The sequence below is a fragment of the Endozoicomonas numazuensis genome (genome assembly GCF_000722635.1).
GTDB lineage: Bacteria > Pseudomonadota > Gammaproteobacteria > Pseudomonadales > Endozoicomonadaceae > Endozoicomonas_A > Endozoicomonas_A numazuensis.
The window spans coordinates 1,232,343-1,254,567 of sequence record NZ_JOKH01000002.1 but is presented as its reverse complement, the minus strand read 5'-3'; the positions used below and the strand labels follow the sequence as shown (position 1 = coordinate 1,254,567).

Below are 22,225 nucleotides of genomic sequence, written 5' to 3'. Positions count from 1 at the left end.
TCGCCGTCAAAGCTCTTTTGAGCCAGAGGACAGACTCATGACCGATCTCACTGCCAGTAGCCGTCAGGCCTTGCAACTGATGGACCTCACTTCCCTGAATGATAATGATACGCCGGAAGTAATTATTGATCTCTGCCACAAAGTCAAAACACCGGCAGGCAATACTGCCGCAGTCTGTATTTATCCAAGATTTGTTCCTATCGCTAAAAAGACCCTGAAAGAGTTGGGTCTGAACGATGTCACTGTGGCCACTGTTACCAACTTTCCACAAGGCGGTGATGATATAGAGCTCGCTGTCACAGAAACTCGTGCAGCTGTCGTTTATGGGGCAGATGAAGTGGATGTTGTATTCCCTTATCGCGCGTTCATGGCAGGCGATCAGGAAGTGGGTTCTGAACTGGTTCGCCGCTGCAAAGCCGTATGTGGCGATCAGGTGATGCTTAAGGTGATCATTGAGTCTGGTGAACTGAAAGATCCAGCCCTGATCCGTCAAGTCAGCGATATCTGCATTGAAGCGGGCGCTGACTTTATCAAGACCTCCACAGGTAAAGTTCATGTGAACGCAACGGCTGAGTCAGCCCGTATCATGCTGGAAGCGATCCGTGACAGTGGCAAAAAGAATGTCGGCTTTAAACCCGCTGGTGGCATTCGTACCGCAGAAGACGCTGCAGAACATCTGGCTATTGCTGACGATGTTATGGGGCAAGGGTGGGTCGATCGTAACCATTACCGCTTTGGTGCCAGCAGTTTACTGGGTAGCCTTTTGGTGTCTCTTGGTCTGAAAGAGCAGGAAGACGATAAAGGCGGGTACTGAGTTTTCTCTTATTTGCTGAACATTGTGGAGCCAAGGCTCCACAATGAATGAAGAAAAGCAACGCCCTTGGTATAGCGAAGCGTTAACGCTCATACATACTCCGTTTATCCTGAACTTGTCGAAGGTCACAGATCAAGCACTTCGACAGGCTCAGTGTGAACGGTATGGGTCATGCACTTCGACAAGCTCAGTGCGACGGCATAAGGGGCAGGGCTTTCCTGCTCTAGAATAGGCTGGTAAACACTGTGGCCACCGTCGTCGAGATAGCAATAATAATCACGTAGAGCATTGTTTCAGAAGCGCCTGAAGGAGCATCTGGAGTCTGGGAAGGCGTAGGCGTAGCTATAGTCGATGAAGCCGTCTGGTGACAGGGGTTACCGTTAAAGTCCTGAACAATATTGTTTTTGTTTATGTGCAGCGATGCTTTTTGCACTGGTGAGTCATAGAGCAGTGTCATGGTATCACAGGTTTCTACAGAAAGCGTGTTCTGGGTAATGATGTACTGGTCTACCCAGTTGTAAAGGCTGAAGGCATAGACGTCATATTTATGTTCAGGTGCTGAATTGTCTTTAAATTGAGACTCGAGCAAAAAGCTTTTTTTCAGTTTACGAACCACCTCAGGACGATAATGAATTTTCATTTTACTGTTGATCAGCAATGAAGAAGCACTATTACCAGAGTTGAGCCCTGCCATGACCATAACGGCAGGAAAGGTTTCCCGCGCATCAGCCTGGCCATTTGCACTGTCATGATAGGTGTACTCCAGAGTGACCGGTGCAAGAGCTGCTTCGAAGTTGACTCCTGAGACCCGGGCTTTTCCGAGGCTGATCAGAGCATTGCCTGATTTTGCATCGTTGTTTTTGGAACCGACACCGCTGCAGTTGACATCTGGTAAGGTCTCTGGCTGGAATGTTTCGCAGGCAGACTGGAATTGGCCTGAACCTTTGATGGTTGGAACATACTCGTTTGCAAAGGGAGTAGTCGGATCAAAAGTGCCTTTTCTCAGGTCCGGTATACCGACAAGGCCGCCCAGAAACTGGGTGTCCAGAGTGGTATTCAGTTCAACATTCTGGAAGACAGCCACGATGGGAGGAAGCATGTCATCGATGGAAGCATTCTCATCCAGCCATTGGTTCAGGTGGGATATTGAACCAGGAGATTGATACCAGGTGTAAACACTTAGTTGGCCTTGGCTGCTCTTCAGGTTTTGGATAAAAAATTTGGCAGCAATAGCCCGGCAACCATAACCTTCGGCATCTTCTTCCACAAAAGGATTGTGGTAAGAACCGCAGAAGGTGGGGGTGTCTCCCCCGGACAGGTAAGAGACCAGATAGTGGGAAAGGTTGAAGATAAAGCCTTTGATCTGGTCGTCGCTAAAGACAACGGGTGTTGTCGGTGTAGTTGTCGGTGTAGTTGTCGGTATTGTCGATGTAGTTGTCGGTATTGTCGATGTAGTTGTCGGTATTGTCGGTGTAGCAGTTGGCACAACACTTTGGGTTTCTGTCTCCAGAGTGGGCGTAGCGGTCACCAATGCAGTTGTATCTAAAGGTTGTAGCGTTGAGGTGTATTCCTGGGTAGACGAAGAATCAGGTGTTATTGAAGTGCTGGGAGCAACGGTAGGTTCGCTGCCTTCAAGGAGATTTCTAACGATCTTGATGGTCTCTTGGTCCATCAAGAATTCATAGTACTCTCTAGGGAAGAGGTTGGGCCTTCCGGGAGTATCGAAAGCGGCAAGAGCACTGCTGTGAAGGGTTTTGAATATATCGGCGCAGGTCTCGCTGGTTTCTGGGCTGAGGGGTGGCACACTGATAGGATGCGCTGGCAGTTTTGTAACTGAATTGATCGAGCGGAGTCTGCGCCTGTAATAGTTGCCAATGATCGTACTTCGCTCAGAAGTGAATTGCTTGTAGCAGCTTTGCATACTATCAAAATCAAGTGTCTCGGGTGCTTGAGTCGTTTCAGTGTCTGCTGAGGATAAAAATGGTTTCAGCGATAACAGAAGAATAAGTAAGAGTCTGTAGTTGAACATGGAAAGTACTCCTGGAAAGTGAATTCATTCTAGTAAATTTCCGGACGTTTACTGGATTAAGTATTAATAACTGTCTTGTTGTGTATTGTTCTGGGTAATAATTAGGGGACTCTGGAAGGGAGTTGCTGAGAGCATTGAGCTTTGTGATTCATCAGTCTTGAACTGCAATACAGCTTTCCACCAGAGTATGAGAATGGTTGAAAAACCTGAGAAAGTTGTATCGTCATAGCGAAAAGTGTCAGCGTGTTTCCGGATAATGGGAACTCTCAGGAGTAAGGTATTTCACATGAAACGAGCAATTGTTCTGGTAATGGATTCGTTCGGGATTGGCGCCAGCGCTGATGCCGATCAGTTTGGTGATGCAGGGTCAAATACCATTGGCCATATTGCCAAGGCCTGTGCTGAAGGCAAAGCCGATATTGGACGCAGTGGTGTGCTGGAATTACCAGTGCTGGCCAGTCTTGGTTTGCTGCACGCTGCCAAAGACTCTTCGGGTGTTTTTCCTGCTGGTATGCATCATGACGTAAAACTGATGGGTGCCCATGGATATGCCAAAGAAATTTCCAGTGGTAAAGACACCCCCAGCGGTCACTGGGAAATGATGGGAGTCCCGGTACTGTTTGACTGGGGTTATTTCAAGGATGAAAACAACAGTTTTCCTCAGGAGTTGCTGGATCAGCTGGTCGAGAAGGCAAAGCTGCCGGGTGTCGTGGGTAATTGCCACGCCTCGGGTACAACGATCCTGGAAAATCTGGGTGAAGAGCACATGCGCACTGGCAAGCCCATTGTTTATACATCGGCGGACAGTGTTTTCCAGATTGCCTGCCATGAAGAGACGTTTGGTCTGGAAAGATTATATGAAGTCTGTGAAATAGCCCGCGAACTGCTCGAGCCCTATAATATTGGCCGTGTTATTGCCCGACCTTTCATTGGTGATGATGCCGGTGACTTCCAGAGAACAGGGAATCGACGTGATTATTCTGTTCTGCCTCCAGCACCCACACTGTTGGATAAACTGGCCGACAGTGGAGGTGAAGTAGTGAGCGTGGGTAAAATCGCAGACATCTTCGCGCATCAGGGTATTACCGGAAAGCTGAAGGCAACCGGTATTCCGGCATTATTTGAAACCACCATGCAAGCGTTAGAGTCAGCCGGAGATCGCTCTCTGATTTTTACCAACTTTGTCGATTTTGACTCTTCTTTTGGTCATCGTCGTGATGTGGCAGGTTATGCCAAGGCTCTGGAAGAGCTGGATGCCATGATGCCAAGACTGCTCAACGCCATGCAGGAAGATGATGTACTGATTATCAGTGCAGACCATGGTTGTGATCCAACCTGGCCAGGAACGGATCATACCCGTGAACACATACCGGTATTGGTCTACGGCAAAAAAGTGCCTCCCGTTTCACTGGGAGGGCGAGAAACCTTTGCTGATATAGGCCAGAGCCTGGCCAGTTTCTTTGATCTGGAACCTATGGATTACGGAACCAGTTTTCTGTCATAAACGCGACAGAACTGAATTTATGGCCATTGATATACCCTGCCAATGGCCAGCTTTTTGAAAGCTGTATAGAGGAAAAAAAATGACCCCTCATATTCATGCAAAACCTGGTGCTTTTGCTGATGTCTGCCTGATGCCAGGCGATCCACTGCGTGCCAAGTATATTGCTGAGACCTTTCTTGAAGGCGCTGAGCTGGTAAACGACGTTCGCAATATGTTTGGTTATACCGGAACATATAAAGGTCGTCGTGTATCTGTGATGGGCTCAGGCATGGGGATTCCTTCAGCCTCCATTTATTATAAAGAGCTGATTACAGAGTACGGCGTGAGCAAGCTGATTCGTATTGGTTCCTGTGGCGCTATCTCTTCCGATGTGAAACTGCGTGACGTAGTGATCGGCATGGGGGCCAGCACGGACTCCAAAGTGAACCGTATCCGCTTTAATGATCATGACTTTGCAGCCATTGCCGATTATGAGTTGCTTGAAAATGCAGTTAAAAGTGCCCGTGACAAGAAAATGCCAGTGAAGGTGGGTAACATCTATTCTGCTGATCTTTTCTACAGTCCAGAAACAAACATGTTCGACATTATGGAAAAGCACGGCATTCTGGGTGTTGAAATGGAGGCAGCAGGCCTTTATGGCGTTTGTGCAGAATACGGAGCCAAAGGTTTGGCTATTTGTACCGTCAGTGACCACATTCGTAAAGGAGAAGCTCTGTCTCCTGAAGATAGACAGACATCCTTTAATGAAATGATTGTACTGGCACTGGATTCTGTGTTGATGGGTTGATCTATAGAGGTCAGGCTCCAGACAGGGAAATGTTAACGTCCTGAACAGGACTCACTGGTATTTCCCTGTTGATTGTTTTTGAAGTGCGATGAACCCCTTTGGGAATAAAGTTTCTGGCCTTGATCGGTGACTGAGTTTTAATGAACCACCGTAGTACGTCTGCAGTACCATACCCTGTCACAACATAACCCGGATGCTTTTCAAGCACTGGGTAGCCATCCCCCCCTGCTGCCAGGAAATCATTGAAAGCCATGCGATATTTTCTGTTATTGCGCAGTGGGCGACCTTGAATCCTGATGTTTGAAACCTTCTGATCTTCAATGGTCATTTCCAGTCCTGCAAACTGAGCAAATGCACCGGTATTGGCGGGCAGGTTAACGACTTTCTCCAGATATTTACGCACCTCTCTGCCGGTCAGGTTAGCGTAGGCCAGAAAGTTGTTATAGGGCTTAACCTTGAGGATGTCACGATAGGATACGGGGCCAGAAGGAAGGCTGGCTCGAATGCTACCGGAGTTGATGACAGCGAAGTCAGCATAGGTTTTCTTCATCATGGAAGAGGCTACGAGTACACCCAGATTGGTGGGCTGGTTACGAATTTTTGCTCGCTCTCCTTCAAATCGCTGGTCCATTACTCCTGAAGCTTTCATCGTCAGCTCTTGCCCTCTCTGTTGATAGGGCCCCAGCAAGTTGAGCATTTTCGGGTCTTCTTGTATTCGGGGTGACTGGTTTTTATGGTTGATAGGAATCAGCTCATAATTATCCAGAGTCAGCTGACCATTCTTTAGCGTAAAGTCAGCCCTGCCCAGGTATTTTCCATTCTCTCCAGCCTGCATAATCCAGGTGTTATTGACGACTTCTGGCTGATGCAGGGCGGTTCTTGAGTGGGCACCAATAATCATATCAATCCCACTGACCTCTTTTGCCAGCTCTATATCGCCAGGAGGGGCATTGGCTCTTTGCTGCTCAGGAAAGTAACCCAGATGAGTCAGAGCGATGACAACATCAACCTGTTCCTGAATTTTGGGGATCAGTCGGCGGGCGATTCGCAGGGGGTTCTTGAAGTCTACCCGGGAAACATTATCCGGATTGCCAATCTTGCGAGTGTCCTGAGTGGTCAGGCCCACTATTGCAATGGTCATGTTGCCAACATCCAGCAAACGAAAAGCGTCAAAGAGCGGCCGACCTGTACTGGCGTCGTATGTATTCGCAGACAGGAAGGGAAAGTTAGCCAGATTTTCTTGTTGATGGAGTACTTTCATCGGGTTGTCGAACTCGTGGTTACCGACCACCATGGCGTCATAGCCCATCAGGTTCATGCCCTCGATGTCTGGAATGGCATTCTGCAAGTCAGACTCAGGCACGCCACTGTTAATATCGCCACCCGACAGCAGTAAGACCTTTCCGCCCTCTGCAGTGACTTCTGTGCGGATCTGGTCTATTAGAGTCTTGCGGGCAGCCATACCCCATTCGTTCTGTTGATTTCTCCAGAACTGACCATTGTTATCATTGGTGTGAAGAACAGTGAGTTTGTAACTGCGTCCTGAGTCGCTCTTCAGGGTTTCGTTCGAAGAGGAGCAGGCCGCCACCATCAACGACAAGGCAATAATGATGGGGGTTGTTGAAACCGCCATGAGCGAAGAAAAATATTTTGCATTTCCTTTAAACATAATAAACCGGCTTAGCAAAATGTTTTTTATGAGAATGGCTAGGCAGTTTGGGCATGAACAGCTCCCAGTAAGAGGCGATCTTCTGATAAATCGCAATATATCACTGGATCTCAATGGGGTCTGTCGAGAAATAAGGCGCAAGATGAAAATTAAGTGTAAAGAGTTAAGTCATTTGCTGAAAAAATAACCTTCAGAGACCATTTGAACGGCAACAACAATACCATTAGCGACCTGGGATAATTTCGGCACCATTAATTTCGGCACCATTAATTTCGGCACCATTAATTTCGGCACAATAAGGAATCTCTTTGTTAAGGAATCTCTTTGTTTTGGATCTAATTTCAGTCACATACTTCATCCATGCATCGGTTGACATTCTCTCACGACTACAGTCGTTGGAGGATGTCAATTAAGGCTTTGGGTTTGCACAGTTTGCCAATGTCAAACTGACTATGAAGGGCGACAGACTGGTTCGTCTTTAAATAGGTGGAAAGCCAGTTCGGAAAGATAAAATCTACCGTCTGGCTATTAATCATTTTTCAGCGGGAGGTGGGGACAAATGGCCAATCATTGATACCAATCCTACCTTTGTGAATACAGGCTATACAGATTCTGTCGTATTAAGGGACTATGTCAGAAAGCACTCACCCTTAAAGGCCAGTGATTATCAGCCGCGCAAGGGAGACATTGTTCGATGACTTTATGTGCCTGGTGCAGCTAAGCGCTAAACCCTATACCGTTCGCACTGAGCTTGTCGATGTGCATGATTAGCATTCTTCGACAAGCTCAGGATGAACGGGGTATGTATGAATATTAACGCTTGGCTGCACCAGGAGCCTGTAGGCACCCTGATGGTTCTATCAGGACTTGGGCTTCAGACTCTTGTCAAGCTCTGCCTTGAGGTCCTTTCCGGCATCATGGGTATGCAGGAGTCGACCATTCACGAAGAGGGTTGGCGTACCTGTCACACCAAGATCCAGAGCCATTTTTTCGGAGTTTTTGACGAAGTCTGCCGATTCATCGGAGGTCAGGCAGGCATTGAATGACTTTTCGTCAAGTTTCAAGGCTGTCGCCAGCTCGGAGGCGCTCTCCATGGTCACGGGCTTTTCATAAGCCAGGTTATAGAACTCCCAGAACTTGTCTTGTTTTCCAGCACAGTATGCGCCTCTGGCTGTCTGAGTAGTGCTTCCTGCTACCCCTTTTTCAGTGACCGGGTAGTCGATGTAATAGAATTTAACCTGATCACCATACTGTTTTAGCAGCTTGTCGATTTCCGGCTTGCTGTTACGGCAATAACCGCAATTATAATCAGCAAATTCTACGACAGTGACTTTGGCATCTTCTGGGCCCTTGAAAGGGTAAGGTGACAGATCCATTGAAAACGTCGGTGGCTCAGGCTTTTTCAGTTGGTTGACAAAGCCTGTTTCCTTTTTGACTTTCTCAATCAGAGATAGCACTTTTTCCTGCTGTTTCTGTTGTTGAAGCTGTTGAGTTAAGGCTGCTTCAACCTCTTCTAACGGGCGACCAATCTGTTCTTTGTACTGTTCGTAAACCGCTACTACGTCTTCTTTACTCACAGACTCTGCTGTTAACAGCTCTTCTCTGACATCATTGATCGCACGATCAGAGCGGGTGGCCAAGTCTTCGATGTATTTTTCTACCATGGCTTGTTCAAGCACGGGATTCAGGCTTTCCTGTGCCTTGACCTGGGCCGTATAAAAAGCCTGCTGAAGCTGTGGCTGCAGATCTTTCAGGGCGTAATCCTTGCCCTTGTAGGTGAACAGGGTATTACTCTCTTCTGCAAGTGCAGGTTGCAGAGTAGCTGAGGCGAGCAAGAGTACGGCAACGTTTTTTTTGAACATCTTATATTCGCTTTGTGTTGAAAATTACGGTCTCTGTTTGAGCCGGTTCCAAGGGTCAGAAAATTATCATATAAAAATATATTTATGTGTGATGTGAGTCAATCCGGTTAAATACAGCCAGAAGATCACTGCGGAGTCTGACAAGGAAAGAGTACTCACCGCTTCTGCTTGCTAAAAATGTGCAGGGAGGACGGTATGAGTGCCATCAGGCCTTCCTGTTCAACCACTGCCTCAATGGATATGCCGTCACTGCTTTCAATCAGCCTGACTCGAGTCGTTTGTTGCTGGTTTCGTGACTTTTGATAGATTTCATTATTCTGCCTTTTTGTGTGAAAAGGATTCAACTCTTGAGAGAGCAAATTTTTCAGCAGCTCTCTGGCGGCTATACGGTGGTCTTCATCCGTGAGATTCATAGCTTGTGATAAACAATTATCTGTCTGGAACCTGGTTGACACCTGAAAACAAAATTCCTGTGCATAAAATGCTCTTCATTTGAAGAGCATGGATGTTTTTAGCGGTCAGATTGACAACAGTCTGAACTATTTCAGTCTCGTTATGATTACTCGAACTGTTGGGTTATCCCACCGATGCTCTTGGGTCAGAACAGAGCCAGTGAGTCCGTCATTGGATGTCACTACACCACTGTGCATTCGAACCTCGTCAGCGAGATCATCCCTGGCACTGTTAAAACCCTCGCCATTATCCGCCGCGCCTGGCATGGTGCCAGCGGACTCGGTATTGGCTTCAGTACCGGAATCATAAGCAATGCCATTCACCGTGAGGCTGCCATTGACGGCCAGTGATGCGATATTCACAGCATTGACGCCCGCAAAGGCATCGTTGGTGTTCACCAGCATGGTCAGCAGAGACAGCTCTGCACCGCTTCTGCTGCTTTCAGGGATGGTGAGGGTATAAGTCTGATTCCCTCCGGGAGGTACAGCAGCAGTGTCAGCAGAATGTGCCAGAACAGCCTGAGAGAACAGAGCCTCTGTCACCAGCTGGCTGGTATCACCGCCCTCTGCCAGCTGTTCAAGACCGACAGTAGCTGTCGTACCAATGGTGAACGTTCTCAAAGTGCTGGTGTGAATGAAAACCACCGGAGGCGACAGTGGCTGACCTGCAGTCAGATTGATCAGGCGAACCTGGAATTCGGCTGTCTGGGTGCTTGTACGGTTACTGCTACCACTACCACCACTGCCACCGCAGCCAGCAAGTGCCAGTGTCAGGACCAATGCCATAGCTCTACCCAACCCGGTAGAAATTTCAGCTGTATTCATAATCTGATCCCTTAGTTTGCTCTCAGGGTAACGGTGACTCTGGCAACCGGGTTCAGCCAGCGATGTATGGTCGGGAATATGTCACTGTTTCCTCCTGTGTCATTGGAGTCACCCAAAACATTCCTGTGGATATGGACATAACCTTCTGCTGAAGCACTGATACCTGTGCCGCCCGTCCCCGCTGCATAGGTGCCAGAATCTATCGGCCCTGGTGTCGGGAAGCCAGCCTGTCCGGCTGTACCTGAGCCACGGAGTTCATTGTTGGCTTCTGTACCGGCATCGTAAGCGTTGACGTTAAACACCATTCTTTGCCCAACAGTGGTAGGCAAAGAAGCTGAACTCAGTCCGATAAACCCGTCGTTGGTAGGCAGCATCATGCTGACGACTGAGAGTCTGGTATTAGTAGTGCTTTGTCCGGTATTCAGCGTGAATGAAGTATTGGCACCGGGAGCCAGCAAACCTGACGCTGGGTTTTCAATCACAGTTGCACTGACACCGTTTAAATCGGTGGCCAGTCCACTGATATCACCACCTTCTGCCATAGCCTGAAGGTTGGCTGAGGCAGTCGAGCCCGCAGAGAAAAGGCTGGTGGATTCATCGTGAGCGGCTACCAGCAGAGGAGTGAAGTGAATACCGCGGGTCAGATTCACTACAGTAATGTCGTATTCAGCGGAAAAGGCAGAGCTTGAACCCAGAGAAAGGGCTCCTGCGGTCACCAGAGAACAAAGCATTTTATTTAAAGTCATTTCTTTTACCGTTTGGGATTAGAAATTGGAAACGATCGGCTATGAGGCTTGAAAACCGTTTTTTAAGTTTTGTTATTGAAAGGTTTTAAAAACTCATACTCTAAATAATTCGATGCACTGCTCATGAAACAACCCAAAAATGTGTTGGTTTGTCACTTGGTTTACTTTGTATACCCATTGGATTTCAAGATGCTACCAGGCGACAAGTGAGCGAAGCCCTGTGAGCCTACAAGTAGTAGGTGATCAGGGTGAGCGAACGCTGGCAACAACGTAGCATCTTGAAAGGCGATGGATATAGACAGGTAAAGCCATGTTTTGGATAACTCAGAACAAGGGTTGAGGTAAATGAAAGTGCTTTGAGAATTTAAGAAACGCTATTCCGAAGAAGGAGCAGATTTTTGAGCCTACTCTGAATTTAATCGTTAAAAGTATTTGATCCGAAAAAGTTCAGGTGTTTAATGATTTATCGAACTCTGGACAATGATATGGAGTAGGGATGAGAGGAAAGAATATTAATCGACAGCTTGATTTGATGCCCTGTTCCAGAGTGAACAGGGCAAGGACGCATTGATTTTTTTTTTAGAAGTTGTACTTCAGAGAGTAGATCATTCCGTTCTGGTAGGTGTTGGCACCCAGCTTGTCGTCTGCGTAGCGGTATTGCAGGCCAGCAGTCATTTTATCGGTAGCGTTCCACCACAGGGAAACAGCACCGTTCTGACCGGTTTCCTTGCCGTCTGCATAGTCCTTGTCACGGTTGAATTCAGTTTCATGCCAGTTAGTGACCATGAAGTCTTCGCCAAAGGCTTTGAAACCGTAACCCAGAACCCAACCCAGCATGTAGCCATTGTTACCGCTAAAGTAAGTGGTTTGGGCATTGTGCAGACCAATAAAAGGTTTGAAGAAGAAAGAACCCTGGGCGATGTTGTAGCCAAAGCCGACAACACGGTTTTGCTCATTAAAGCCATCAGTGCTCAGGTCATAAACCTGCCCGTACAAGTTGAGACCGCTGTCACCGAGGTTGACGCGGATGGTGCCTTTCATGGCTATACGACGACCGTCACCATCATCTTCCTCGTTACTTTTGTGTGGGTTTTCCAGATCCATAAAACCATAGAGTTCACCCCAGTCGAAACCAGCTCCGCCTTCCAGCTCCAGGTAAGTAAAGTCTTTTTTGCCGCCTGCTGTGCGTTCTTCAGTGCCGTTGGACCAATCCAGACGGTTGATGCTGATGTTACCAAAGCCGTACTGGTATTCAGCACTTGCAGTAGTAGTGTAAGCAGCAGATAAAGCAGCCAGTGCCAGGGTGGCATTACGCAGGAGTTTCATGGATAGCCCGATTCCGGTCAAAGAAATAATTCAGGCCGCGAAATTTATAGACTTTGTCAGTATTCGGGGATGGTCAGTTTCCGATTAATACTAACGTCCACGTACGTACAGTTGTATTAATTCCTGTTCTTCTTGTATCTGTTATAGGTGTAATAAGGTATTGCCTGTCATGTTATCCGAGTGGCTTGTGCAAAGATTTTGTATGCTTGTTTCTATGGTTTGAATGTTTTTATAGAGAGCCCCAGAGCGTATCAAAAATGATTTGTTGAGTGCTGGCAATCTCTTGAGAATCGATCACAACCGCAACGGGATAGTCCGTGGATGCCAGTGAGATCATGGCTACTTTTGGAGGGTAAATGGCAATGTAGCTGGCATCAATGTTACCCGTGGCCTTGATCCATTTTCGTTCAGAGAGTTCAGCATCTTCCCCGCCTTCTCCTATAGCAATGACCCGAACGTTAATGCCTTTGCGGATACGTTGCTGGGTATAATTCGGGAAAGGACGATAGAGATGCTGCCGGATCGGTTTGGATGAAAAAATGGAATAGTTTTTATCATCCTGTTTGGCGACAGTATTCAGTATGTCTTTTAAAACAAATTCGATGCCGCTGTCGCCCTCATAAAAGCGCACATTGCCAGCATTGAAGTCAGGTTTGAGCTGATTCAGCTGAGGGATCAGCTTTTGTTTCATCTCTTCAATGCTTTGTTCCAGAGACTGTTTTTTTTCTTCTGCCAGATCCAGTAGCTTTTCGGGGGGTTCGGCACAGAAAACCCGCCTTTTACCTTTTGGGAAGTAGCTGACAATACCTTTACCGGCCAGTCCTTTCAGGGTCTCATAGGTAGTACCGCGATTGATGTCGGCTTCAGCCGCTATATCACGGATAGAGGCAGTTCCAAGCTTCAAAAGCGCCAGATAAAGCTTGATTTCCTTCTGGTCGAGTCCCAGCTGTTCCAGTGTTCCCAAGTTCATATTGTCAATTTTCCAATGACAAACACAGTTGTGTTTCAGATGTTATAGGATAAGCTAAATTCAATACTGTAGAAAAGTGTCAGCACTTCTTATGACATTGATTGTAAGAAAAGAGGCACTTATATCTGATGTTTCCTGCTGATATTTGTCCTGTCTGTACTGTCTTCATGAATTCATTGCATGCTAATGGGTCCATAGCGAGAGGTTCAACGGTTTTTCCAGGGAGGTAAATCATGGTTGATTGGCCATGGTTTTTACTTTGGTTTTTCCCCAGGCAGGCAAAATAGGAAGAAACCTGAATTGTTAAGAGAGCATCATGAGAGCTGATATTGTCATTCTTGCTGCTGGTCAGGGCAGCCGTATGAAATCTAACTTGCCCAAGGTTCTGCATCCCATTGCTGGCAAGCCTATGCTGGAACACGTGATTCTCAGCGCTCTGCAAACACAAAAAGTGATTGGCAAGGGCGGGATTCATGTGGTGATTGGTCACGGTGCAGAAAAAGTGAAAAGTGCCCTGGGACATTACGACCTGAACTGGGTTGAGCAGACCGAGCAGCTGGGAACAGGTCATGCTGTTCAGCAAGCGGTACCCGGTTGTAAAGATGCCGATGTGGTTTTGGTTCTCTACGGTGATGTGCCACTGATTCATGCTTCTACCCTTCAGTCCCTGCTGGCCGCCAGCAATGGCGAAAGACTGGGTCTGCTGACTATTAATCTGGCCAATCCTTCCGGTTATGGCCGAATTGTTCGAGATGACTTTGGCAGTGTGCAGGCCATTGTTGAAGACAAGGATGCGACACCAGAGCAGTTGGCTATTAATGAAGTCAATACCGGCATCATGGCAATCCCCGGCAACAAGCTGGGAGACTGGGTCATGGGGTTGGATAACAAGAATGCCCAGCAGGAATATTACCTGACGGATGTAGTGTCCAAAGCGGTTTCTGAAGAGACCCCTGTTGTTCACGTTCAGCCTCAAAAGGCAACGGAAGTAGAAGGTGTTAACAGCCGGGTTCAGCTGACAGAACTGGAGCGGGCATTTCAGCAGCAGCTGGCTACTGCCATGATGACCAGTGGTGTCACCATTATTGATCCATCCCGTCTTGATATTCGTGGTGATATCAAAACCGGCAGAGATATCCTGCTGGATATCAACGTGATTCTGGAAGGCGATGTCGAGATTGCGGATAACGTGGTGATTGAGGCTGGCTGTGTCATTCGCAATTCAAAGATTGGGGAAGGCGCTATTATCAAGGCGCACTCGATCCTGGAAGATGCAGACGTTTCCGCCCACTGTGAAGTGGGGCCTTTCGCACGACTGCGTCCAGGTACTCAATTGGCGGAAAGCGCCAAAGTGGGTAACTTTGTAGAAATCAAAAAAGCGACCATTGGTGAAGGCAGTAAGGTCAATCACCTGACCTATGTAGGTGACGCTGACATTGGTGCCGGTGTCAACGTGGGAGCTGGTACCGTGACCTGCAACTATGATGGAGTCAACAAACACAAAACGGTGATTGAAGATAATGTCTTCATCGGCACCAACAGTTCGCTGGTGGCTCCGGTGACAGTGGGTAAAGGTGCAACTACTGCGGCCGGTTCAGTCATTACCCAGAACCTGGAAGAAGGTCAGCTGGGTGTGGCCCGGAGTCGTCAGAGAAATATCGATGGTTGGCAGCGTCCCACCAAAAAGAATTGATGGTCAGGCAGGGGAGGTTGTGTACCTGAACCCCTGCCGCTCATGCAGAACACAGATCAAAGGTAGAAAATTATGTGTGGCATTGTAGGTGCTGTAGCGCAAAGGGATGTGGCGCCCATTCTGTTAGAAGGTTTGCGTCGTCTGGAGTATCGCGGCTATGACTCCGCAGGTGTAGCCATTGTCGGTGCAAATGGCGATCTTCAGCGACTGCGAAGAACCGGAAAAGTGTCCGAACTGAGCGAAGCTATTGATCAGTCTCCCGTGCCCGGTGGGACCGGTATAGCTCACACCCGTTGGGCTACACATGGCGAGCCTAATGAGCGCAATGCTCATCCTCATGTCTCCGGTGAAGATATTGCTGTGGTTCATAACGGCATCATTGAGAACCATGAGCTACTAAGAAGTTTCCTGGAACAGGAAGGGTATATCTTTGCTTCTGATACCGATACAGAAGTGATTGCTCATCTGGTCAGCCATGAACTGAAAAAAACAGACAACCTGATAGCTGCGGTTCAATCAGCAGTGCATCAACTGGAAGGTGCCTATGGCATGGTGGTGATGGATCGAAAAGATCCTGAACGTCTGGTGGTTGCTCGTTCTGGCAGTCCATTAGTCATTGGACTGGGTCTGGGTGAAAACTTCATTGCATCCGATCAGCTGGCACTCTTTCCGGTAACCCGTCGCTTTATGTTTCTGGAAGAAGGTGATGTAGCGGAAGTCACCCGTACTTCGGTGTCTGTCTTCGATGTAGACGGCAAGAGTGTTACCCGTGCAGCCAAGGAAAGCGATATTGAGCACGATGCCGGTGACAAGGGTCAATACCGTCACTACATGCTCAAGGAAATTCATGAGCAGCCTGATGCCATTGCAAACACTTTGGAAGGGCGCCTGGGTGAGACAAAGCTGAATCTGGATATTTTGGGTAAAAACGGTATCGAGATTCTCAATAAAACCAAAGCTGTTCAGATTGTAGCCTGTGGTACCAGTTACCATGCGGGTATGGTCGCTCGATACTGGTTTGAAGAGCTGGCAGGCATACCCTGTCGTGTAGAAATCGCTTCAGAGTTTCGCTACCGCAAATTCTTTGTGCCAGACGACTGCCTTTTTGTGACCCTTTCTCAGTCCGGTGAAACGGCCGATACTCTGGCTGCACTGCAAAAAGCGAAAGAGCTGGGTTACATGGCTTCTTTGAGTATCTGTAACGTGCCGGGCTCATCCATGGTGCGTGAGTCAGACATTGCGCTGATGACCCGTGCCGGAGCCGAAATCGGTGTTGCTTCCACCAAAGCCTTCACTACTCAGCTGGCAGCCCTGTTGATGCTGGTTACCGCGATTGGCCGTCATACAGGCATGAGCGAAGAGCAGGAAGCTGAAATCGTAAAAGCCCTGAGAGAACTGCCTCATACTATCAGCAGTACGCTGGAAATGAGTAATGAGATTGAAGCGGTCGCCGAAGATTTTGCCGACAAACATCACAGTCTCTTCCTCGGTCGTGGTACTCAGTACCCGATTGCCATGGAAGGCGCACTGAAGCTGAAGGAAATCTCTTACATTCACGCAGAAGCTTACGCCGCTGGTGAATTGAAGCACGGTCCATTGGCTCTGATTGATAATGATATGCCGGTTATTGTGGTGGCTCCCAACAACGACCTGCTGGAAAAACTGAAATCCAACATGGAAGAAGTTCGCGCCCGGGGTGGCCAGCTGTTTGTCTTTGCAGACCGCTATGCCCGACTGGTAGCAGGTGATGGAATTAAGGTATTGCCCGTAGAAACCGCGCCAGAAGTGGTCGCGCCAATTCTCTACACGGTGCCACTGCAGCTGCTGTCTTATTACGTAGCCATCATCAAGGGAACTGACGTCGACCAGCCTCGTAACCTGGCCAAGTCTGTGACGGTGGAATGATGTTTTTGCGGTGAATGTCTTTTACTTGTGAATGAGTAATAAAGCCTGAAATCAGGTAGCTTGTTGTGCTTGATAGGTGCAGCAAGCATCTGATGAAATCTGAATATGCCCATCGTCTTTCAAGATGCTACGTTGTTGTCAGCGTTCACTCCATCCATGGAGATAACGGAGCTTCGCTCACTTGACGCCTGGTAGCATCTTGAAATCCAATGGGTATACACTCCTTGTAGTTGGGCAATTGCAGTTGTGCAGTGTGATGGTCCGTTCTTTTAGAGCCTGATTCTTTGAGGTCATTATTTCGAGGAAGTTATCAAAGGTCATTCTCCTGGTTTGATGTAATACACACGGCTAATGCCGTAAAATGCTTTAACCAGCACATCTTTTATCTTTTGACAGCGAAGGAATGTACATCCAGTCCCAATGGACTGTGAGTATTATCAGGGAGACAGCGACATGGCGGCAGATCATAAAGCTCAGCTATCAAATTTTCATTTTCTTGCTGAACACGACTCTCTTTTTGTTGAGCTGGCCACTGCGGCTGAGCGCTCTTTTTCCAGTGACCCCAATATTACTCTGATCAAGCTCCGCCAACTGGGTGAAGCTCTGGCCCAGAATATCGCAGCGAAAGTAGGGCTGGAACAGGAAGAAAAAACAACACAGGCAGACTTACTTTACCTACTTCACCAGGAAATCCGTTTCAGCCCGGAAGTCCGTCAGCTCTTTCACACTCTGCGCCGTGAAGGCAATATCGCCACCCACCAGTTCCGCACCCAACATAAAGAGGCTCTGGAAGGTCTGAAAATGGCCAGAGAACTGGCCGTCTGGTATCACCAGTCTTTTGGCAAACAGGGAACCCGATTTAAACCCGGCCCGTTCAAAATCCCCAGTGACCCAAGCAAGCAGTTGCAGCAACTTCAGGAAGAGATTGAAAAGCTAAAAGGTGATTTGACTGATACCAGTGGGCAGCTTGTATCCAGCCAGCAACTGAACGATCTGATCCAGCAAGAGAAAGATGAGTACGAAGCTCTGGCTCATGCGATGGATGAAGAGTCACAACAGCTGGCGGAACAGGCCAAAGCCCATGAGCAGGCACTGGCGAAACAACAGCAGCAATATGAAACCAGGCTGGCCGAGCTGCAGAAGCAAATCAAGGATCAGACCGACAAAGCCCGCTCAACACAACGCAAGCAGGTCGCGAAAAAAACCCAGAGTGCCAGTCAGAACATTAGCCTGAGTGAAGAGTTAACCCGTATTCTGATTGACCAGCAATTGGTAGAAGCAGGCTGGGAAACGGACACCCAGGAGTTGACCTGGAAAAAGGGAGCAAGGCCAGAAAAAGATAAGAATAAAGCCATTGCAGAATGGCCGACTCGTTTTCAGGGCAAAAGAGGACGAGCCGATTATGTTCTGTTCCGGGGGCTCACTCCCATAGCGATTGTTGAAGCCAAGAAAGAGAACACGGATGTTGCTGGTAAAATCCCCCAAGCCGAGCGTTATAGTAAAGGGTTTAAGATTGAAGATCCGGTTAGAGGTGCATGGGAGTTAGCCGGGCGAACCATTGCATGGCCTGATGAGCAGGATAGCCATTACCAGATTCCTTTCGTGTATTCCTGCAATGGTCGTCCTTACATCAAACAGCTGGAGACTCAGTCCGGTACCTGGTTCCGGGATGTACGTCAGCATAGTAATCTGGCTAAGGCTTTACAGGGCTTTCATACCCCTGATGGCCTCTATGATCTTCTAAAGCGAAGCAAAGAAGCTGCAGAGCAAAAGCTCCAACAGGAAGGTTTTGATTACCTGCGCCTTCGTACATATCAGGAAAAAGCCATTAAGGCTGTAGAAAGCACCCTGGCTCAAGGTATTAGTAATGCTCTTCTGGCTATGGCGACAGGTACAGGTAAAACCCGAACCATCATCGGGTTAATGTACCGCTTTCTTAAGGCGGAGAGATTCAAGCGCATTCTGTTTCTGGTAGATAGAACAGCCCTGGGTGATCAGGCGCTAGATAACTTTAAAGAAGCACCACTGGAGCAGAATCAGAGCCTGTCAAAAATTTACAACATCGCCGAGTTGGGTGATATGGCGGCTGAAGCTGAAACTCGTATTCAGGTAGCCACAGTGCAAGCGATGGTGAAACGCATCTTCGCATCGGATACGCCACCTCCAGTAGATGACTTTGACTGCATTATTGTGGATGAAGCCCACCGGGGATACACCCTTGATCAGGAAATGACAGAGGGAGAAATCTCTACACGAGATGCCAGCCAGTACCTGTCCAGTTACCGTCGTGTGCTGGACTATTTTGATGCTGTGAAAATTGGCCTGACAGCTACACCGGCTAAACACACCAGCGATATTTTTGGTCGCCCAGTGTACACCTACTCCTACCGCGAAGCGGTTGCTGATGACTGGTTGATAGACCATGAGCCTCCCATCCGCTATATCACCAAACTGACAGAGCAGGGTATTCAGTTTGAAAAGGGCGAAACCGTCACAGCCATTGATACCCAGACAGGTGAAGTGGTAACAGAAGAGCTGGAAGATGAGCTCAACTTTGATGTGGATGCCTTTAACCGCAAAGTCATCACTCCTGATTTCAACAGAGTTATTTGTGAACAGTTGGTCCAGGAGCTGGACCCGTTCAGTCAGGAAAAAACCATGATCTTCTGTGTCACTGATCGCCATGCAGATAGGGTAAAGGAGCAGTTGGATACTGCCTTTAAAGCCCTTTATGGTGACGAATACAAACAGGCCGCAGTGGCCAAAATCACGGGTCAGAGTGATGAAGTAGACAAGCTGATTCGTCGTTACAAAAACGAAACCTACCCCAATATTGCTATTACCGTTGATCTGCTCACCACGGGGATTGATGTCCCGAAAATCTGTAACTTGGTGTTTTTGCGCCGGGTGAAATCGCGAATTCTGTACGAGCAGATGGTAGGGCGTGCTACCCGCCGTTGTGACGAAATTGGCAAAACCGTATTCCGCATTTATGACCCGGTGGATATTTACAAGGCGCTGAGTGAAGTCAGCACCATGAAGCCACTGGTGAAAAATCCCAATATCACCCTGGAACAACTGGTTGAAGAGCTCACTGATCAGAACAAGCTGGAAACTGCCCTCAACAGCCCTGGTGAGCAGGCAGGGGGAAACCAGGCCGATGCAGTGTTAAGTCAGCTAGGCCAGAAGCTGATGCGAGTGCTGCGTAAGGCTGAGAAAAAAGCTGAAAGCAACCCGGCGTTAAAGAGCAAACTGGACGAGCTGCAGGAGCTGTGGGGCGTGGAACCCAAAAATCTGCACAGCCATTTACGTACTCTGGGGCCACGTAAAGCGTCAGAGTTTATAACGAAACATACCGGGCTATTGAACCAGATTAGCGAAGTTTCCAGCATGATTGGTTCTGAATACAAACCGGTGATCGCCCACGATCCGGATGAAATCAGAGATCGCATCCAGAACTATGGTGAGCACCAGCGCCCGGAAGACTACCTGGAAAGCTTTAACGACTTTATCCAGCAGCAACTGAATGAATCTGCAGCCTTATCCGTGGTAGTGAACAAGCCAGGAGACCTGACCCGGGAGCAGCTAAAAGAAATCAAGCTGCTGTTGGATCAGGCTGGTTACTCAGAGGCTAAACTGCAAACGGCAGTACGCAACCAGACTAATCAGGACATTGCCGCCAGCATTATCGGGCATATCCGCCGGGCCGCACTGGGTGAGCCCCTGATTCCTTTCGAGCAGAGAGTGAGTCAGGCCATGGAAGCGATTTATGCCAGCCATTTATGGACACCGGCCCAGCGAAAATGGCTGGATCGTCTGGCCAAACAGCTCAAGCATGAAGTGATTATCGACCGGCAGTTTGTCAATGAACGCTTTGCCGATCACGGGGGTGCGAAGCAGCTTAATAACATTCTGAAAGACAGTCTCAATCACGTCCTTGAACAGTTGAATGACGAACTTTGGGAGCCATCAAAAGCGGCGAACGGATAAGCTCTGACTTGTTGCAGATACCAATCTGGATGAGAATATGAGTTATAAGTACCCGATCACCTCAGAGAGAAACGGCCTTCAGACTTGTATGGGAGCCGTGAGGCTTAATGTTATCCAGGAACCCCTATGTCTAATGACCTGACCACGTCCACTATTGATCGGCAGAATGTACTGAATAATCCCTACGCACTGGAGAAAATACAGGAACACTTGGGGATCGGTGGGATTACATGGCAAGGGGAAATTCTTCTCACGAAGGTTCAGGTTGTTCGGCTACTCGGGGTTGATGAGCGCACAGTGGAGCGCTATCTGACGAACCATGAGCAGGAACTGGCCACGAATGGCTATCGTGTTCTTCGTGGTAAGTCATTGAAAGAGTTGAAGAATAGTTTTGGTACCGACATTGATGTCGGTACCAAAACAACGGTGTTAGGGGTATTCTCATTTCGTGCTTTTCTGAACCTGGCTATGCTGCTGACCGAGAGTGAGAAAGCCAGAGCTATTCGCAGTCGTATTCTTGATATTGTCATTGACGTTATAGCTGAACGTTCCGGTGGTCATACTCAGTTTATCAATCAGCGTGACGAAGCTTTTTTGCCTGCAGCCTATCAGGAGTTCAGTTACCGGCAGGTGTTCACTACTGCACTGCGGGACTATCTGGATATGGGCAATTTTAAATACGGTGTGTACACCAATAAGGTGTACAAGGCTGTGTTTCATGAGGATGCTAAAGAGTACAGGCAGATTCTCAAACTGGCAGAGAAAGAAAATCCCAGAGATAGCATGTATGCAGAAGTCCTTCAGGCGATTGCCAGTATTGAAAATGGCCTGGCCCATGAGATGAAAACTCGCAGCGAGGAACTGGGCCGCAAGCTCAGGCCGAAAGAGCTGGATGAGATTATCGACCAGATAGAACACAACCCTTACCTCAAGCCAACCATGGAACAGGCGCGCACCCGTATGGCCAGCCGTGACCTCTGCTTTCGAGACGCTCTCCATGAGAAGTTACAGGCCTATGTTCAAGCCGTTCCGGCTACTGACTTTGAACGATTTATGGGGGAAACCAGCAAGGCGCTGGAAGAACGATTGTCTGACCCGGAAACACTGGCGGTGTTCAAACGACTGAAGGATCGTTGAAAGGATAGTTGATATGTATGAAAACAACGACGATCTGCCGCTATTCTACTTCGATGTTGCCCATGCTGTTAAAGAACATGACTGGATCATTGAGCACTCCGGTGGCCGGGCCGGTATAAAAGACCAGGGTATTCTGGAGAGCGTGTTAGAGCACATTCAAAATGATCAGTATTACCCTACATTGGAAGCCAAGCTGACTCATCTGGTATTTGGTGTGAACAAGTTTCATGCCTTTGTCGATGGCAACAAACGTTCCAGTATCGCCCTTGGAGCCTATTTTCTGGAAATGAATGGGCTCGGTTTTTGCGTGCATAAATTTATCCATACGATGGAAAACTATGCGGTCTGGCTGGCCGAAGATCTCATTGATAAAGAGCTGTTGGGTGACATCATCACCTCGCTGATTGAAGATGACGACTTCCCTGAGGCGTTGAAGTTGAGAATAGCCAGAGCCGCTAGCCAGAGCATTAGCCGATAGGCTAACCACCTATTCTATCGTCATTCATTACCGTCACT

16 protein-coding genes are annotated in these 22,225 nt (G+C 48.2%); 8 read left to right on the top strand and 8 right to left on the bottom strand.

Features of this window, described 5'->3' with window-relative positions; genetic code table 11:
• Positions 1 to 37 precede the first annotated feature (37 nt).
• Positions 38 to 814, top strand: coding sequence for a deoxyribose-phosphate aldolase (gene deoC, locus GZ78_RS12740; protein ID WP_034835993.1), 777 nt, complete (start codon positions 38 to 40; stop codon positions 812 to 814).
• 223 nt (positions 815 to 1,037) lie between these two features.
• Here the strand turns inward: deoC and GZ78_RS27455 are convergent, their stop codons facing one another.
• Positions 1,038 to 2,843 carry a hypothetical protein gene (locus GZ78_RS27455; RefSeq protein WP_051786122.1) on the bottom strand — a complete coding sequence of 602 codons (1,806 nt, stop codon included), beginning with the start codon at positions 2,841 to 2,843 and terminating at the stop codon, positions 1,038 to 1,040.
• A 286-nt stretch (positions 2,844 to 3,129) separates the two neighbouring features.
• Between GZ78_RS27455 and GZ78_RS12725 the strand changes: the two genes are divergently transcribed.
• Both GZ78_RS12725 and deoD read left to right on the top strand, forming a co-directional pair.
• Positions 3,130 to 4,347 carry a phosphopentomutase gene (locus GZ78_RS12725; RefSeq protein ID WP_034835989.1) on the top strand — a complete coding sequence of 406 codons (1,218 nt, stop codon included), beginning with the start codon at positions 3,130 to 3,132 and terminating at the stop codon, positions 4,345 to 4,347.
• A 79-nt stretch (positions 4,348 to 4,426) separates the two neighbouring features.
• Positions 4,427 to 5,134, top strand: coding sequence for a purine-nucleoside phosphorylase (gene deoD, locus GZ78_RS12720; RefSeq protein ID WP_034835987.1), 708 nt, complete (start codon positions 4,427 to 4,429; stop codon positions 5,132 to 5,134).
• A 10-nt stretch (positions 5,135 to 5,144) separates the two neighbouring features.
• Here the strand turns inward: deoD and ushA are convergent, their stop codons facing one another.
• From ushA to GZ78_RS12680, 7 genes are all read right to left on the bottom strand, one after another.
• Positions 5,145 to 6,803 (bottom strand): bifunctional UDP-sugar hydrolase/5'-nucleotidase UshA, encoded by a 1,659-nt coding sequence (gene ushA, locus GZ78_RS12715; protein ID WP_081869820.1) that lies wholly within the window; start codon positions 6,801 to 6,803, stop codon positions 5,145 to 5,147.
• Positions 6,804 to 7,663: 860 nt separating this feature from the next.
• Positions 7,664 to 8,665, bottom strand: a complete 1,002-nt coding sequence (locus GZ78_RS12705; protein WP_034835982.1) for a DsbA family protein — start codon at positions 8,663 to 8,665, stop codon at positions 7,664 to 7,666.
• 155 nt (positions 8,666 to 8,820) lie between these two features.
• A complete protein-coding gene (locus GZ78_RS12700; RefSeq protein WP_236631543.1) occupies positions 8,821 to 9,120 on the bottom strand; it encodes a hypothetical protein in 300 nt (99 codons plus the stop codon).
• Positions 9,121 to 9,204: 84 nt separating this feature from the next.
• A complete protein-coding gene (locus GZ78_RS12695; RefSeq protein ID WP_051786120.1) occupies positions 9,205 to 9,942 on the bottom strand; it encodes a spondin domain-containing protein in 738 nt (245 codons plus the stop codon).
• Positions 9,943 to 9,953: 11 nt separating this feature from the next.
• Positions 9,954 to 10,688, bottom strand: a complete 735-nt coding sequence (locus GZ78_RS12690) for a spondin domain-containing protein (RefSeq protein ID WP_201772707.1) — start codon at positions 10,686 to 10,688, stop codon at positions 9,954 to 9,956.
• 579 nt (positions 10,689 to 11,267) lie between these two features.
• Positions 11,268 to 12,014, bottom strand: coding sequence for an outer membrane protein OmpK (locus GZ78_RS12685; protein WP_051786119.1), 747 nt, complete (start codon positions 12,012 to 12,014; stop codon positions 11,268 to 11,270).
• A gap of 229 nt (positions 12,015 to 12,243) precedes the next feature.
• Complete coding sequence (locus GZ78_RS12680) at positions 12,244 to 12,984, bottom strand: TrmB family transcriptional regulator (RefSeq protein WP_034835974.1); 741 nt, start codon at positions 12,982 to 12,984, stop codon at positions 12,244 to 12,246.
• A 316-nt stretch (positions 12,985 to 13,300) separates the two neighbouring features.
• Here GZ78_RS12680 and glmU point away from each other — a divergent pair, with 316 nt between their 5' ends.
• The 5 genes from glmU (at position 13,301) to GZ78_RS12655 (ending at position 22,187) form a co-directional block, all read left to right on the top strand.
• Entirely contained in the window at positions 13,301 to 14,677 is a 1,377-nt protein-coding gene (gene glmU, locus GZ78_RS12675; protein ID WP_034835972.1) for a bifunctional UDP-N-acetylglucosamine diphosphorylase/glucosamine-1-phosphate N-acetyltransferase GlmU, read from the top strand.
• A gap of 72 nt (positions 14,678 to 14,749) precedes the next feature.
• Positions 14,750 to 16,582: a glutamine--fructose-6-phosphate transaminase (isomerizing) gene (gene glmS / locus GZ78_RS12670; protein WP_034835969.1), complete on the top strand. Its 1,833-nt coding sequence runs from the start codon at positions 14,750 to 14,752 to the stop codon at positions 16,580 to 16,582.
• A 453-nt stretch (positions 16,583 to 17,035) separates the two neighbouring features.
• The gene (hsdR, locus tag GZ78_RS12665; RefSeq protein WP_034836682.1) at positions 17,036 to 20,572 is read left to right on the top strand and encodes a type I restriction-modification system endonuclease; all 3,537 of its coding nucleotides are present in this window, start codon (positions 17,036 to 17,038) and stop codon (positions 20,570 to 20,572) included.
• 126 nt (positions 20,573 to 20,698) lie between these two features.
• On the top strand, positions 20,699 to 21,709 hold the full coding sequence (locus GZ78_RS12660) for a hypothetical protein (RefSeq protein WP_034835966.1): 1,011 nt from the start codon (positions 20,699 to 20,701) through the stop codon (positions 21,707 to 21,709).
• A 13-nt stretch (positions 21,710 to 21,722) separates the two neighbouring features.
• Positions 21,723 to 22,187 carry a type II toxin-antitoxin system death-on-curing family toxin gene (locus GZ78_RS12655; RefSeq protein WP_034835964.1) on the top strand — a complete coding sequence of 155 codons (465 nt, stop codon included), beginning with the start codon at positions 21,723 to 21,725 and terminating at the stop codon, positions 22,185 to 22,187.
• The last annotated feature ends 38 nt before the right edge of the window (positions 22,188 to 22,225 follow it).

What these genes read in the sequence shown, in the direction of transcription:
- GZ78_RS12680 (WP_034835974.1), bottom strand. Translation starts at nt 12,984, where the DNA reads ATGAACTTGGGAACACTGGAACAGCTGGGACTCGACCAGAAGGAAATC.
- GZ78_RS12655 (WP_034835964.1), top strand. Translation starts at nt 21,723, where the DNA reads ATGTATGAAAACAACGACGATCTGCCGCTATTCTACTTCGATGTTGCC.
- GZ78_RS12690 (WP_201772707.1), bottom strand. Translation starts at nt 10,688, where the DNA reads ATGACTTTAAATAAAATGCTTTGTTCTCTGGTGACCGCAGGAGCCCTT.
- glmU (WP_034835972.1), top strand. Translation starts at nt 13,301, where the DNA reads ATGAGAGCTGATATTGTCATTCTTGCTGCTGGTCAGGGCAGCCGTATG.
- glmS (WP_034835969.1), top strand. Translation starts at nt 14,750, where the DNA reads ATGTGTGGCATTGTAGGTGCTGTAGCGCAAAGGGATGTGGCGCCCATT.
- GZ78_RS12705 (WP_034835982.1), bottom strand. Translation starts at nt 8,665, where the DNA reads ATGTTCAAAAAAAACGTTGCCGTACTCTTGCTCGCCTCAGCTACTCTG.
- GZ78_RS12695 (WP_051786120.1), bottom strand. Translation starts at nt 9,942, where the DNA reads ATGAATACAGCTGAAATTTCTACCGGGTTGGGTAGAGCTATGGCATTG.
- GZ78_RS27455 (WP_051786122.1), bottom strand. Translation starts at nt 2,843, where the DNA reads ATGTTCAACTACAGACTCTTACTTATTCTTCTGTTATCGCTGAAACCA.
- GZ78_RS12660 (WP_034835966.1), top strand. Translation starts at nt 20,699, where the DNA reads ATGTCTAATGACCTGACCACGTCCACTATTGATCGGCAGAATGTACTG.
- GZ78_RS12725 (WP_034835989.1), top strand. Translation starts at nt 3,130, where the DNA reads ATGAAACGAGCAATTGTTCTGGTAATGGATTCGTTCGGGATTGGCGCC.
- deoC (WP_034835993.1), top strand. Translation starts at nt 38, where the DNA reads ATGACCGATCTCACTGCCAGTAGCCGTCAGGCCTTGCAACTGATGGAC.
- hsdR (WP_034836682.1), top strand. Translation starts at nt 17,036, where the DNA reads ATGGCGGCAGATCATAAAGCTCAGCTATCAAATTTTCATTTTCTTGCT.
- deoD (WP_034835987.1), top strand. Translation starts at nt 4,427, where the DNA reads ATGACCCCTCATATTCATGCAAAACCTGGTGCTTTTGCTGATGTCTGC.
- GZ78_RS12685 (WP_051786119.1), bottom strand. Translation starts at nt 12,014, where the DNA reads ATGAAACTCCTGCGTAATGCCACCCTGGCACTGGCTGCTTTATCTGCT.
- ushA (WP_081869820.1), bottom strand. Translation starts at nt 6,803, where the DNA reads ATGTTTAAAGGAAATGCAAAATATTTTTCTTCGCTCATGGCGGTTTCA.